This window comes from Paenibacillus sp. FSL L8-0435 (assembly GCF_037965655.1).
GTDB lineage: Bacteria > Bacillota > Bacilli > Paenibacillales > Paenibacillaceae > Paenibacillus.
Genome location: NZ_CP150185.1, coordinates 2439654 through 2454471, shown reverse-complemented (window position 1 = coordinate 2454471; position 14818 = coordinate 2439654). Strand labels below are relative to the sequence as shown.

Annotated in this window: 11 protein-coding genes; all 11 read right to left on the bottom strand. The window is 46.1% G+C overall.

Annotated elements, in window-relative coordinates; genetic code table 11:
* Nucleotides 1-69: 69 nt before the first annotated feature.
* Nucleotides 70-993 (bottom strand): tRNA pseudouridine(55) synthase TruB, encoded by a 924-nt coding sequence (truB, locus tag NST33_RS11195; protein WP_221824151.1) that lies wholly within the window; start codon nucleotides 991-993, stop codon nucleotides 70-72.
* Nucleotides 987-1964, bottom strand: a complete 978-nt coding sequence (locus NST33_RS11190; protein WP_221824153.1) for a bifunctional oligoribonuclease/PAP phosphatase NrnA — start codon at nucleotides 1962-1964, stop codon at nucleotides 987-989. Before NST33_RS11190 ends, truB begins: the two co-directional genes overlap by 7 nt.
* Before the next feature lie 19 nt (nucleotides 1965-1983).
* Nucleotides 1984-2343, bottom strand: coding sequence for a 30S ribosome-binding factor RbfA (rbfA, locus tag NST33_RS11185; RefSeq protein ID WP_017689140.1), 360 nt, complete (start codon nucleotides 2341-2343; stop codon nucleotides 1984-1986).
* 25 nt (nucleotides 2344-2368) lie between these two features.
* On the bottom strand, nucleotides 2369-4954 hold the full coding sequence (gene infB / locus NST33_RS11180) for a translation initiation factor IF-2 (RefSeq protein WP_221824155.1): 2586 nt from the start codon (nucleotides 4952-4954) through the stop codon (nucleotides 2369-2371).
* Nucleotides 4947-5276: a ribosomal L7Ae/L30e/S12e/Gadd45 family protein gene (locus tag NST33_RS11175; protein WP_017689142.1), complete on the bottom strand. Its 330-nt coding sequence runs from the start codon at nucleotides 5274-5276 to the stop codon at nucleotides 4947-4949. Before NST33_RS11175 ends, infB begins: the two co-directional genes overlap by 8 nt.
* On the bottom strand, nucleotides 5269-5574 hold the full coding sequence (locus NST33_RS11170; protein ID WP_017689143.1) for a YlxR family protein: 306 nt from the start codon (nucleotides 5572-5574) through the stop codon (nucleotides 5269-5271). The genes NST33_RS11175 and NST33_RS11170 overlap by 8 nt, the downstream gene beginning before the upstream one ends.
* Before the next feature lie 25 nt (nucleotides 5575-5599).
* Nucleotides 5600-6697, bottom strand: a complete 1098-nt coding sequence (gene nusA / locus NST33_RS11165; protein WP_062833827.1) for a transcription termination factor NusA — start codon at nucleotides 6695-6697, stop codon at nucleotides 5600-5602.
* A gap of 123 nt (nucleotides 6698-6820) precedes the next feature.
* Nucleotides 6821-7282: a ribosome maturation factor RimP gene (gene rimP, locus NST33_RS11160; RefSeq protein WP_047842499.1), complete on the bottom strand. Its 462-nt coding sequence runs from the start codon at nucleotides 7280-7282 to the stop codon at nucleotides 6821-6823.
* A 256-nt stretch (nucleotides 7283-7538) separates the two neighbouring features.
* Nucleotides 7539-11858 (bottom strand): PolC-type DNA polymerase III, encoded by a 4320-nt coding sequence (locus NST33_RS11155; protein WP_221824157.1) that lies wholly within the window; start codon nucleotides 11856-11858, stop codon nucleotides 7539-7541.
* A gap of 152 nt (nucleotides 11859-12010) precedes the next feature.
* Nucleotides 12011-13465, bottom strand: a complete 1455-nt coding sequence (gene proS, locus NST33_RS11150; protein WP_091031854.1) for a proline--tRNA ligase — start codon at nucleotides 13463-13465, stop codon at nucleotides 12011-12013.
* A 62-nt stretch (nucleotides 13466-13527) separates the two neighbouring features.
* A complete protein-coding gene (rseP, locus tag NST33_RS11145) occupies nucleotides 13528-14799 on the bottom strand; it encodes an RIP metalloprotease RseP (protein WP_221824159.1) in 1272 nt (423 codons plus the stop codon).
* Nucleotides 14800-14818 lie beyond the last annotated feature (19 nt).

Genomic DNA, 14818 nt, shown 5'->3' with positions numbered 1-14818 from the left:
ATCATTCACCTGCATTTCACTAGATAGGCCAAGCTTGAGCATCACCACAACTCCAAGCCCGAAACCTCTTTATTCCGGCAAAAAGACTTTAACTGCCCTCACCGTTGGTTTTAGTTCATCCCGCTCAAATATCCCCAGAAACGTACCATCCTGAGCATACAACCGCATTAACCCAGGTTGCTCTACAGGTGGTTCCAGAAGACGTGCAGACAGTTTCTGACCTTGAAGTGCTCCTTTGGTCTGTTCTTCTCCAACCTTGTGGGCCGGAATTGAAGAAATAGCCTCGTCAACAGGAATCAGCGCCTCCGCTAAAGTCCCGTCAGCCATAAGTTGTTCCACTTCTTCAATACGAAGACAACGATCTGCAGAGATACCTGCCGATATTGTACGCTCCAGTTGAACCATGGTCGATGGATATCCGAGTTGCCGGCCAATGTCTACACACAATGTCCGAATATAGGTACCTTTTGAACATAAAGCCCGGAAAGATATATCGGTGGTCTCACCCTGAGTCTCAATCCCTGTAAGTTCGAGCTCATAGATTGTGACCTCACGACTCTTACGCTCTACCGTCTTACCTTCACGAGCAAGCTCATAAAGACGTTTGCCGTCTACCTTTACCGCAGAATACATGGGTGGTACTTGAGAGATCGTGCCCAGAAACTGCTCTAGCACCTGTTGAACCTGTTCCTGTGTTACTTCCACAGTCGTTTCAGCCCGCTCAATGACTTCCCCTGTCATATCCTCTGTGTCAGTAGAGAGTCCCAATCTGAGCGTAGCCAGATATTCCTTCGGAAGCTCCTGCATGTACTCCACCACACGTGTCGCCCGTCCAAGACAGAGCGGCAGAACGCCTGTAACTTGTGGGTCAAGTGTGCCCGTATGCCCAATGCGCTTCATTTTGAGAATGCGACGCATTTTGGCTACAACATCATGAGAAGTAAATCCCGCCGGTTTATATACCGGAAGTACACCTTCAAATGGCTTTACCATTGTGAGTTCACCTGCTTCAGTACTTTTGTGACAATATCATCAAGTCTGCCTTCCAGACGACATCCGGCTGCAAGCACATGCCCGCCTCCGCCAAAGGTCTGGGCTAGTGCAGCAACATCAATCTTGCCAGCTGAACGCAAAGAAACCTTGACCGCATTCTCGTTGATGACTTTGAAAAAGATACCAACTTCCACGCCCTGAATGTTACGCGGATAATTCACTACCCCTTCAAGATCTTCATTAGCTGCTCCACAAGCCACCATATCATCTGGTGTAATAACAACCCAGGCTATCTTTCCATCATCCGTCATCTGCAGGCTTGATAGTGCCTGATTCAAAATCCGAACTTGCGGAAGAGTCACCTGCTCCAACAAGGTCTGGGCAAGATAGGGTCCATCCACGCCATGTTCAAGCAGTCTGGAGGCCGTTGTCATTACATTTGGGCTGGTGTTGGCATAGCGGAAGCCACCTGTATCCGTAAGCAATCCTGTATAAACTGCCGTCGCAACATCTTTATCCCATGTTACTTGGAACAGGTTAAGAAAATCGAACAAAATTTCAGCGGTTGCAGCAGCATCTGACTTAATGATGTTGACTGTACCATAACCGTCATTTGTAGGGTGATGATCAATATTCAAAATAACAGCATCGTCTTCGAAATAATGACGTGTCAAACCTACTCTGGCAAAGTCTGCACAATCCACACAAATAACAGCTTTATATTTTCGCTGCGGTGGTTGTTCGGTCATGTTCACAATGTTGCCTGCTTCCCACAAAAAATGCATACGCCCGGGAATTTCGCCTTCATTAATCATCGTGAATGTCTTACCCAGACATGACAGCAGCCAGCCCACCGTTACCGTCGAGCTGACTGCGTCACCGTCCGGCTGTACATGCGACACGACCAGGTAATCATCATGCTCCAGCAGAAATTGCTTTCCGGCCTGGAGCGCCTGTTCATAAGTGTGCATTGCCGTCTCCTCTATTCTGTTACTGGGATTCGTTCTTGTCGGAACCAATATCGCCAAGCAGCTTCTCAATTCGGCTGCCATAAGCGATGGATTCGTCAATCTTAAATATCAACTCGGGAACATGCCGGAACCGGATACGTTTGCCCAGCTCGGAACGCAAAAATCCATTTGCTTTTGCCAGAGCTTTGAGCGTGTTATCTTTTTGTTCCTGCTCACCGAAGACACTCAGATAAACTTTGGCTTGCGACAAGTCTCCTGTCACTTCGACTCCCGTTACCGTAATAAAGCCGATACGTGGATCTTTCAGTTCAGACTGGATGAGCAGACTGATTTCTTTCTTGATCTGCTCGCCCACTCTACCTGTACGAATCTTAGCCATCGTTGTTCACCTCATGCTTCCTTGCTTATCGTTGTACTGTCTCCATAATGAAGGCTTCGATAACGTCGCCCTCTTTGAGATCATTATATTTATCCAGTGTAATACCGCACTCGTAACCTTGGGCTACTTCTTTGGCATCATCTTTATAACGTTTCAGGGAATCCAGCTTACCTTCGTAAAGGACAATGCCATCACGAATCAGGCGTGCTTCCGCAGAACGCGTAATTTTACCCGAGGTAACCATACAACCAGCGATGGTACCCACTTTACTGATGGAGAACGTGCTCCGAACTTCAGCATGACCGATAACTTTTTCTTTGTAGATCGGATCAAGCATACCTTTCATCGCTTGTTCAATTTCTTCGATAACACTGTAGATTACGCGATGCAGACGAATGTCTACTTGCTCTTGATCTGCAGTTGCTTTCGCCTGGTTATCAGGACGAACGTTGAAACCAATCACGATGGCATTGGATGCTGCTGCCAAAATGATGTCGGACTCCGTGATTGCACCAGCGCCGCTATGAATGATTTTCACGCGTACACCTTCAACTTCGATCTTCGCAAGGGAACCTTTCAATGCTTCAACCGAACCTTGTACGTCACCTTTGATGATTACGTTCAGATCTTTGATCTCGCCATCTTTGATGTGTTGGAACAGATCATCCAACGTTACGCGAGTATGTGTACCCAGATCGGATTCACGTTGCGTAATCGCACGTTTGTCAGCGATGGAACGCGCTTTGCGCTCATCTTCAAACACCATGAATGGATCTCCCGCACCTGGAACTTCAGTCAAACCTGTGATTTCAACAGGTGTTGAAGGTCCAGCCTCTTTCAGACGACGACCTTTGTCATTGACCATCGCACGGACACGACCGAAGCAGTTACCTGCTACGAAAGCATCGCCGACTTTCAATGTACCGTGCTGTACGAGGATACGTGCAACTGGGCCACGTCCTTTATCCAGCTCGGCTTCAATCACTGTACCACGGGCACGTTTGTCCGGGTTCGCTTTGTATTCGTTCACTTCTGCAACCAGCAGAATCATTTCAAGCAGACCTTCCAGACCCATTCTTTGTTTCGCTGACACGTTAACAAAGATGGTATCTCCGCCCCACTCTTCAGGAACGAGTTCATAGCTAGTTAGTTCTTGTTTCACTTTGTCTGGATCAGCACCCGGCTTGTCAATTTTATTGACAGCCACGATGATTGGTAGCCCAGCAGCTTTGGCATGGTTAATCGCCTCAATTGTCTGTGGCATAACACCGTCATCCGCAGCTACGACAATAATCGTCATATCCGTAACTTGTGCGCCCCGTGCACGCATCGCTGTAAACGCTTCGTGACCCGGAGTATCCAGGAACGTGATCTTTTTGTTGTTGATTTCAACTTGATATGCACCGATATGTTGCGTGATTCCGCCTGCTTCGCCATCGGATACATTCGTTGAACGAATAGCATCCAGCAAAGTAGTTTTACCATGGTCAACGTGACCCATGATCGTAACTACTGGTGGACGAGCCTGCAAGTCAGCAGCATCATCATTCTCTTCCAGTGTTTCGAAACGGTCATCTTCAAGCACAATCTTCACTTCAACCTCAACACCGAATTCACCTGAAAGCAGAAGGATCGTTTCGATATCAAGCTCTTGGTTGATTGTTGCCATAACGCCCATAGCGATGAGCTTTTTGATAACTTCGGAAGCATCCTTATGGAGCAACTTCGCTGTTTCACCAACAGTCATATCACCACGAACGATGATTTTCTTAGGTGTGTTATCAATTTTTTCACGTTGTTGGTACTGTTGTTGATTTCTGTTGCGGTTGTTCTTGCCACCACGGTTACCACGGAAGTTGCCGCCACGGTTGTCATCATAACGACGTCCACCGCCACCGCTGTTCGAACGGTTACCACTATTGTTGTTGCTGCCAGTAGTGCCACCTGGGCCGCTTCTACGTTGGCCTTGTCCTTGGCTCTGACCTTGGCCACCGCTACGGTTGCCAGCAGTACCTGTATTACCACCGCTGTTAGGTCCTGAAGTTCTTACCTGACCGCCACCGCTGTTATTCGGACGTTGACCCGATCCTTGCGGACGGGATGCAGTACTGCTTTGTCCACCTTGAGCTGGTCTTGGACGGTTAGTTGATTGTCCTCCTTGGCTTGAGCCTTGGGAAGAGTTCGTTCTGTTGCGGCTGTCTTGGCCGCTGGGTCTTTGGGTGCCATTGTTATTGTTGGAATTTGGTCTATTGTTCATACCTACCTGCTTTTCCTGTTGTATTTTTGTTTGTACGGGACTACCGGATGGGTTACTGCTCTTCGGCGTGTTCACTCCGCCGGCCGGCTTGTTGCTGTCCACTGGTTTGTCACTGCGCACTGCCGAAGTAGCAACTGGTTTTGCATCGTTACTTTGTTTCGAAGCAGCAGTGGATTTTATATCTTTAAAAAATTGTTCCACCTTACCGACTGAACCATTCTCCATGACACTCATATGATTGTTTACGGGAATTTCCAGCTTTTTAAGAATGGTTATAATTTCTTTACTACTCATATTAAGGGACTTCGCATATTCATAAACTCGCAATTTATCCTTGTTTTCCTGTTTACTCAATATACTCCACCTCCGACATTATACCGACTTGCTTGGAGATCATTTTTGCAAACCCTCGATCCGTTACTGCAAGAACAACACGCGTGTCTTTACCGATACTTGAACCCAAACTATCCCGGTCAAATCCGATCAACAGAGGAACCTTATAAGTTCCGCATTTATCGCGAAATTTCTTTTGTGTATTGGCTGAGGCGTCACCCGCAACAATAACCATTTTAGCTTCGGAAGAACGGATCGCTTTAAGTACAATTTCTTCACCTGTTACAAGTTTACCTGCACGCATAGAGAGTCCCAAATAAGACAGCGTTTTAATATTAGTCATGTTCACGCTCCTGTGCTGCTTTGAATTCATCCTCAACCGCGATGAAGTCAGCTGCTAATTGCTCGTAAATTTCAGGTGAGACTTTGCCTTTCAACGCCCGATCCAAAGCCCGGTTTTTGAGTGCGAGCTTAAAACAGGACTCTTTGCCGCATAAATAGGCACCACGTCCGGATTTTTTGCCAGTCAAATCGATCAGCACTTCATCCTCTGGCGTTTTAACAATGCGAATCAGCTGCTTTTTGGGCATCATTTCTTGGCATGCCACACATTTGCGCAGCGGCACTTTTTTTGGTTTCATACGTCAGCGCCCCCCGTACTTTACTTTAGTCGACGGAGACGGAATCCTGATGCATTTCAGAAGAAGAATCTTTTTCTCTGCCGAATTCCTGTTCCGCCTGGCTCTCGCTCTTAATGTCGATTTTCCAGCCGGTTAATTTGGCTGCCAATCTGGCATTTTGGCCTTTGATACCAATTGCGAGCGACAGTTGATAGTCCGGAACGATAACCCGAGCCATCTTTTCTTCCTCAAATACATGAACTTCCAATACTTTGGAAGGACTCAGTGCATTAGCAACATATTCGTCTACCTGATCGGAGAAACGAACAATGTCGATTTTTTCACCGCGCAGCTCACCCACAATGGTCTGCACGCGCATTCCCTTAGGACCTACACAAGATCCAACTGGATCAACTTCCTCGTTGCGGGAATGTACGGCAATCTTGGAGCGGAACCCTGCTTCGCGAGCGACGGAGCGAATTTCAACTACACCGTCAAAGATCTCAGGCACTTCCAGTTCAAAGAGACGTTTCAAGAGGCCCGGATGGGTACGGGACAAAATGATTTGCGGCCCTTTCGTCGTATTCTCGACCTTGGTGATATACGCCTTAATACGGTCACCATGAACAAACTTCTCGTTCGGCATCAATTCGGTCAGCGGTAAAGCCGCTTCGATTTTGCCCAGATCGATGTAGATATTGCGCAAATCCTGACGCTGCACCACTCCCGTAACGATATCTTCTTCCTTATCTACGAAAGCGTTGTAGATCAGGCCGCGTTCGGCTTCACGAATCCGCTGGGTCACTACCTGTTTGGCAGTTTGTGCCGCGATACGTCCGAAATCACGCGGCGTAACTTCAATCTCCGCAATATCTTCCAGCTGGAAGTGTGGGTTGATTTCTCGTGCAGCAGGCAATGAAATTTCGGTACGTGAATCCAGGACTTCTTCCACGATCAATTTACGGGCATACACTCGAATAACTCCCGTATTACGGTTCATGTCAACACGCACATTCTGGGCCGTGTTGAAATTCCGCTTGTAGCTGGAAATTAGTGCAGCCTCGATCGCTTCAAACAGCACATCCTTGCTGATCCCTTTTTCCCGTTCCAATTCATTCATTGCTTCAATAAAATCCATACTCATGAATGTTGATCCCCCTTTCAAACATGGCATCTCATACGTAAAACGGCGAAAGGCTCTGAACTCATGAGCACCTTGCCGTTATCGTGAGATGTGTCTTTTTCATTAATAAAGTGAACAAGGCACTTAAAACAAAATAGCTAGGCGCGCACTGGCAACCTTATCATAAGAAATGGCATGCTGTTTTTTGCCTGCTTCGATCACGAGTTCCTCGTCATCAAAGGAAAGCAGCTTGCCTTCAAATTCCTTCAATCCGTTCACCGGCTCGTAGGTTGTAACAAAAACATTTTTGCCTACAGCTTTGGTAACGTCCTCAGGTTTTTTCAGTGGACGCTCCGCACCGGGAGAAGACACTTCAAGGAAATAGATGGTTGGAATCGGATCGTTCTCATCCAGCTTGGCGCTCAGCTTTTCGCTGATCAAGACGCAATCGTCGATGTCGATGCCACCCTCTTTGTCGACATACACCCGTAAAAACCAGTTGCTGCCTTCTTTGACGTATTCGATGTCAACCAGCTCGAAGCCTTGTTCGTTCAAGTAGGGTTGGATCATTTCTTCCACGGTAGATTTAATGTTCGTTGTGCTCAAAACCAATAACCTCCAACTTAGGTTACACCAGCAAAAAAGCACTGGCAGATTATTCAATACCCAAGATTCTTGTATACCAAAGACTAAAGAGTGGGTTTCCCCACTCTTTAGAAATTCGTACTATCTCGTTCACTTCAAAAATTATAACATAGTCTGGTAATAGTGACAAGTAAGCGATGGTTCTGGCAGTTTACTTACTAATGAAGGAAAAATTACGTTCCCCCAGCAATCGCGATGTTTAGATCCAAATTCAATCCTAGAAAAGAGAAAGCTGATTGCTCTCTGGCAAGCCACGGAAACATCCCATATTGGACAGGAGTTCAACAATGGTCTTACTTGCTTTCGACTTCTGCTGGAAGTCCTCAACCGATAGAAACTCACCATGATCTCTTGCTGCAGCAATGTTGCGAGCAGCATTATCCCCGATTCCTGCCAACGCCGAAAATGGAGGGATTAGTGATTTTCCGTCAACGATGAACTTTGTCGCTTCCGAACGGTATAAGTCAATGGATTTCAGCGAGAATCCGCGTGCTGCCATTTCCAGACCCATTTCCAGAACAGGTAACATGTTTTTCTCTTTTGGAGGTGCCTGGAAACCTAATTGCTCAATTTCCGTAATTTTGCGATAGATCGCGTCATATCCCTGACACATCAGTTCGATATCAATCTCATCCGCCCGAACGGTAAAGTAAGTTGCGTAATATTCAATCGGATGATACAGCTTGAAGAACGCCGTACGTACTGCCGAAATAACATAAGCGGCCGCGTGTGCCTTCGGGAACATGTACTGGATTTTGAGACATGAATCAATGTACCATTGAGGCACTTTACAATTCTTCATCTCGTCAATCCATTCCTGCGGCAGGCCCCGTCCCTTACGAACACTCTCGGTAATCTTAAATGCCAGACTTGCGTCCATTCCCGTTTTATAGATCAGGAATAACATGATATCATCCCGACAACCGATTACCGTCTTAATGTTACACGTTCCGTTCTTAATCAGATCCTGAGCGTTTCCAAGCCATACCCCTGTACCATGGGAGAGTCCGGAAATCTGCAATAAATCGGCAAAAGACGTCGGCTGGGATTCGACAAGCATCTGACGTACAAACTTCGTTCCCATCTCTGGTACGCCAAACGTCGCGACTGGCGACCTAATCTGTTCCGGTGTAACACCCAGAGCGTCGGTTGAGTTAAACATGCTCATGACTTTGGGATCATTCATCGGAATGCTCGTTGGATCGACCCCTGTCAAATCCTGCAACATCCGCATCATAGTTGGATCATCATGCCCCAGAATATCAAGTTTCAGCAAGTTTTCTTCAAAAGCATGATAATCAAAGTGTGTGGTTTTCCACTCCGCATTAACGTCGTCAGCTGGGAACTGAACAGGTGTAACGTCTTCCACCTCGATATAATCAGGTACCACGACAATACCGCCGGGGTGCTGTCCAGTACTCCGTTTCACCCCAGTACATCCCGAAGCCAAACGATTCAATTCAGCTCCGCGCCATTTCTTGTGATGTTCTTCCTCATATTTCTTGGCAAAACCAAATGCTGTTTTCTCAGCCACCGTACCAATGGTCCCCGCACGGAAAACACTCTTCTCACTAAAGAGTACTTTCGTATAGTTATGGGCATGAGGCTGATAATCACCAGAGAAATTCAAGTCAATATCGGGAACTTTATCTCCTTTAAATCCAAGGAAGGTCTCAAACGGAATATCCTGGCCTTCTCCTTTAAGTGTGCCACCACAATCCGGACACTCTTTCTCTGGAAGGTCAAATCCACTCCGTACACTGCCGTCCAGGAACCACTCGCTGTGTTTGCATTCCGAATTCACACAAATATAATGAGCAGGTAGTGGATTAACCTCGGATATCCCCAGGAATGTAGCAACAACAGAGGAGCCTACTGATCCCCGTGAACCTACGAGGTAACCATCCTGATTCGATTTTTTAACCAAGCGCTCCGAGATCAGATAGTTGGCAGAAAAACCGTATTTAATAATTGGAATGAGTTCTTTCTCTAATCGTGCCACGATTACTTCCGGTAACTCCTCGCCATAGATGGACTTGGCAGTTTCATAGCAGGTATTACGGATCTCTTCGTCTGCACCTTCCAGAATCGGAGTAAACAGTTTGTCCGGGAATAACTTAATTTCCTCAAATCGATCAGACAGCTCCACCGTATTTGTAACAACGACTTCGTAAGCTTTATCTTGGCCCAGGAACTGGAACTCTTCCAGCATTTCCTCTGTCGTTCTAAAATGTGCATCCGGTTTACGCTGATCTTTCAGTGGACTAAATCCTGTAATTCCGTGAATGGTGATATCCCGATATAACTTGTCACGTGGTTCCAAATAGTGCACGTTACCTGTGGCTATGACCGGTTTATTCAGTTTTGCACCTATATCGATAACTTTACGGATCGCTGTTTTGATTTCTTCGGGCGTAGCCACCAACCCTTTATCCACCAAATGCATATACATGGTAAGCGGTTGGATCTCCAGTATGTCATAGAACTCAGCGATCTCTTCTGCTTCTTCGAGCGATTTGTTAAGCACCGCTTCGAAAAATTCCCCTTTTTCACAGCCCGAAATAATAACAAGACCTTCACGCAAATTAATCAGTTTCGATTTGGGAATGCACGGTACCCGCTTGAAATGTTCCGTATGAGAGAGAGATACCAGCTTATATAGATTTTTCTTGCCGACATCATTCAATGCATAGATTCCACAATGGAAAGGTCTTGTATTCGACAAGTCGACACCTACATAATCATTCAAGCGATCAAGCCTTGTTAAACCTTTCATCTGAGCAGCATCATTTAATAATCCGATCAGTATACCCGCGAGTGCAACCGTATCATCTATGGCACGGTGATGACTTTCGAGTCCAACCTTATATTTATCCGCCATCGTATTCAGACGGTGGTTCTTATTTTTGGGAAATAACAATCGCGCCAGTTCCAATGTATCAAGGACCGGGTTAGGAAGCTCTGGCAATCCAATTTGCTTCAGGGAAGCCTGGATAAAGCCCATGTCAAAACGTGCATTATGCGCAACAAGCACACCATCACCAGCAAACTGCACAAAGTCACGGATAACAGGCTCCAGCTCAGGTGCGTCTTTTACCATGTCATCATTAATATTGGTCAACTGCTGAATGTTGTAGGGAATGCGTTCATGCGGATTCACAAATGTTGCAAACCGATCGATTTCCTTACCATCTTGCATCTTCACTGCTGCAATCTCAATGATTTTGTTCTGTGTTACCGACAAACCTGTGGTCTCGATATCAAATACGATGTATGTTGCTGTTTGGAGATCCAATGGCTGAGGAGCCATTACAACGGCAACAGAGTCATTCACGACATTGGCCTCAAGGCCGTAGATCATTTTAATCCCATTTTTCTTGGCAGCCTTGGAAGCCTCAGGATATACCTGCACCCCACCATGATCACTGACAGCAATCGCCTTGTGTCCCCACTCCGCTGCCATTTTCACGTATTTGTCGATCGAAGTTACAGCATCCATCGTGCTCATTGTAGAATGCAAATGGAACTCTACCCGTTTCTCTGGTGCATTATCCTTGCGAGACGGCGGTGCTTTGACTTCTATCAGATCTGAAGGGATCATGGCGAGTTCAGGAATCTGCATAAACCGGTCATACTCTACACGGCCACGCACTTTCACCCATTTACCGTTAGCCAGCAAACTGAGAATTTTAACATCCTCTTTTGTTTTGGCAAACATCTTCATTTGCATGGAGTCCGTGAAGTCGGTCAGGTAGAAGGTAAACAACGTATTTCCGTTTCGCAATTCTTTGCGATCCAGACCAAATACAGAACCTTGAAGCGTGACCTTTTTCTCTTCATCCTGGATTTCCTGCATGGGTACTGGTGGCTCCTTAATATCGTAACCCATTTGCAAACGCAGATCACCCTGCTCCTCATCCACCGGGATTTCTGTGTCCACTTCACTCATCATCTTCTCGATGACCTCAAGTTCCTCTACACGTTTTTGGGCCTGGAACTGTTCCATGGCCTCTTTATTACTTCCCACTTCACCCACTTGCATCTTGATGCGAAGAGGTAAATGAAAGTACTTATCATAGAATTTTGTAATAGCCTGATCAATCTGTTTCTTACGAGCCAACTCCATTGACGTTGCATCACTCATTGTCAGTTGTAGAAGATCCTCTTCACATTCAAAGGTTGTCCGGTTCATCCAACCATTTACAGATGGAATCTCACGGGTAACCCACTCCAGAAACAGATTCCAATATTCACTGACGATATCACCATTTTGTACTTGATCCGTGTATTTGAAGCCAAATGAAATTTTGGCGATATGATTCATCTTCTCTTGAATATGCAGGCAAAATGTGCGATAGATTGGAGCTGGTACCAACGTATCCTTCGCAATCAGAATATTCCATTCCCGATTACTTCGATTGGTCTCTACTTGTTCAATCCATCCATCCAAAAAATAGGGCTCTAACAGACCAGCCGGAAGCTCTGCCTGTTTCATCAGCAACTCAAACCGTTTTCTCTTCTCCTCGAATCCGCTCATCGTGTTCCTCCTTGTACCCCCTTAAAGCATGAAAAGCCCCTGCATTCAAAAATGTCACCGATCCGAACTCGCACCGACTCATTTTATCCGACAGAAGCTCTCCATTCATTACTTAAACGGTGAATAAGTGCTTTTCGTCAAGTGATCCTGACTTAGTATGCTCTTGCAAACACAACCGTGTGTTCTGCCTGTTCACCACAAGCCAGGCACGTATGCTTTTCTTCCGCAGGCTGGAACGGAATGTTACGGCTTGTTGCACCTGTAACTTCTCTTACTTTATCTTCGCAAGCTTCTGAACCGCACCATCCAGCCAGTGTAAACCCGCGTTTATTTTCCATCAGTTCTTTCATCTCATCGAGTGTATCCACGGAGTAGAAGTTATCCGACATAAATGTGCGAGCACGCTCTAACATATCTACCTGGATCTGTGTCAGCATAGCCTGGATTTCCTCTACCAGGTTCGCTTGTTCTACCACTTTCTTCTCACCTGTGATCCGTGATACGAGTACACAAACGCCATTTTCCATATCACGTGGACCAATCTCCAGACGAATCGGAACACCGCGCATCTCGTATTCATTGAATTTCCAACCTGGGCGAACATCACTGCGATCATCCATTTTCACACGGACTCCAGCTTTTTTCAACTCAGTGAACAACTCATCTGCACGCCCAACAACAGCATCACGCGTTTTCGGAGGTCCAATTGGAATCATGACCACTTGTGTTGGTGCCACTTTAGGAGGAAGTACGAGACCACGGTCATCTCCGTGAACCATAATTAATGCACCGATCAAACGTGTGCTTACTCCCCATGAAGTAGTGTAAGCCAGCTCCAGCACATTATTGCGGCTAAGATACTGGATTTCAAATGCTTTTGCAAAGTTCGTCCCCATATAGTGAGATGTACCTGCTTGTACAGCACGTCCATCCTTCATCATGGCTTCGATCGAGTACGTATCCACCGCACCCGCAAACTTCTCGGATTTGGTTTTCTGACCCACAATTACAGGAATAGCCAAGTATTCCTCAACCACTTCACGATAAATTTCAAGCATTTTCATCGTTTCTTCACGTGCTTCTTCTTCCGTCTCATGCGCTGTATGACCTTCCTGCCACAGGAACTCACTTGTGCGAAGGAACGGCAACGTTCTTTTTTCCCAACGAACTACGTTAGCCCACTGGTTGATCAGTACCGGAAGATCCCGATAAGACTGAATCCACTTTGAATACATGTGACCGATAATCGTTTCGGATGTAGGACGGATTGCCAGACGTTCTTCCAGCTTCTCTCCGCCAGCTTCAGTAACCCATGGTAATTCAGGGTTAAAACCTTCCACGTGCTCTTTTTCCTTTTGAAAGAAGCTCTCAGGAATGAACATCGGGAAGTACGCATTGCGATGACCCGTTTCCCGGAAACGACGATCCAACTCATCCTTAATATGTTCCCAGATTTCAAAGCCGTCTGGTTTGAACACAATACAACCGCGTACGGGTGCATAGTCCATGAGATCAGCTTTTTTGATAACATCAATGTACCAGCGTGAGAAATCCTCACCCTGTGGTGTGATTTCAGTCACGAACTGTTTATCATTTTCCTTTGACATAAGACTCCAGCGTCCTCCCATAACGACTATCTCTGAATCTCCAGAGCGTAGTCCAACCGTAATTATCCGTTAATTAAACGTAATATATCATTGTAAGTTACTGCCAGCATCAACACAAACAACATCGCAAATCCGATAAAATGCACCATGCCTTCGCGATTGGGATCAACAGGTCTGCCGCGCAGCGCTTCAATTCCCAAAAATACCAGACGGCTGCCGTCCAGTGCAGGTATTGGTAGCAAGTTAAATATCCCAAGATATAGACTCAAAATCGCTGCCCATCTCGTTAACTGCTCAATCCCTTGTTTAGCAATTTGCCCTGTCACTTCAAATGTACGAACTGGGCCACCAATATCATCCATGTTGAATTGATTGATCAGATGTTTGAAACCTTCAAATATTATCTTGGTTGTATCAACCATGGCCACGCCAGAGACTTTAAATGTCTCTACAAATCCAACAGATCGGGTTGGTAGCGTAGGTACGATTCCCACTTTACCGCCCTCTTGTCCTTCTACAGCACGTGGAGTAATCGTTATATTAAACGTATCCGAACCCCGGCGCAGCGTCCATTCCATCGGCTTGTCTTTGGAATCGGCAATCATCGACACCATTTTTTGTGAATCCGTACCAATTGCAGTACCATTGATGGTTTCGATAATATCGCCCTTTTGCAGGTTCGCCTGATCGGCTGCCCCACCTTCAAGCACTTCACCAATTTGAAGATTTTTTGGATTTTCCACCGGAACTCCTGCCATCTGCGCATATACAGCAAACAACACAAAGGCCAAGATAAAGTTCATGAGTGGGCCCGCAAAAATAGCTAATGCACGCTGTCCAACGGTTTTGCTGCCGAATTGACGATCTTTCGGTGCAATCTGCGTTTGTTTACCACGACTTACCAACATTGCTTGAGGATGAATACGATACGCCTGAATCTCACCATCTACATCCAGTTGAAGCTTCAGGGCGTTCTCCATATCAATGGAGATGACTTCACCACGTATTACATTTTTACGGTTATCCAACTGATCCAGATAGATCATCTTCACCTGGTCATCCGCTGATCTTACCGCGATGGTCTGTCCTTCCTGGATCTCTACCAGTTCCGGATCTTCCCCTGCCATTCGTGCATATCCACCAAAAGGCAACAAACGCAATGTAAACTGGGTCTCGTTTCTTTTATATGAGAACAATTTGGGACCAAAACCGATCGCAAACTCCCGTACAAGAATACCGGCGCGTTTGGCAAAATAATAATGCCCCCATTCATGAACCGTCACGATGACAAAGAACATGAGCACCGTTAGAAATACCACTTGTATGGTTTCCAATCCCTATCCATCCTCCTTC

Coding starts and splice junctions, on each gene's coding strand:
- truB (WP_221824151.1), bottom strand. CDS start 993: ATGGTAAAGCCATTTGAAGGTGTACTTCCGGTATATAAACCGGCGGGA.
- NST33_RS11190 (WP_221824153.1), bottom strand. CDS start 1,964: ATGCACACTTATGAACAGGCGCTCCAGGCCGGAAAGCAATTTCTGCTG.
- rbfA (WP_017689140.1), bottom strand. CDS start 2,343: ATGGCTAAGATTCGTACAGGTAGAGTGGGCGAGCAGATCAAGAAAGAA.
- NST33_RS11175 (WP_017689142.1), bottom strand. CDS start 5,276: ATGACTAATATTAAAACGCTGTCTTATTTGGGACTCTCTATGCGTGCA.
- NST33_RS11170 (WP_017689143.1), bottom strand. CDS start 5,574: ATGAAACCAAAAAAAGTGCCGCTGCGCAAATGTGTGGCATGCCAAGAA.
- nusA (WP_062833827.1), bottom strand. CDS start 6,697: ATGAGTATGGATTTTATTGAAGCAATGAATGAATTGGAACGGGAAAAA.
- NST33_RS11155 (WP_221824157.1), bottom strand. CDS start 11,858: ATGAGCGGATTCGAGGAGAAGAGAAAACGGTTTGAGTTGCTGATGAAA.
- proS (WP_091031854.1), bottom strand. CDS start 13,465: ATGTCAAAGGAAAATGATAAACAGTTCGTGACTGAAATCACACCACAG.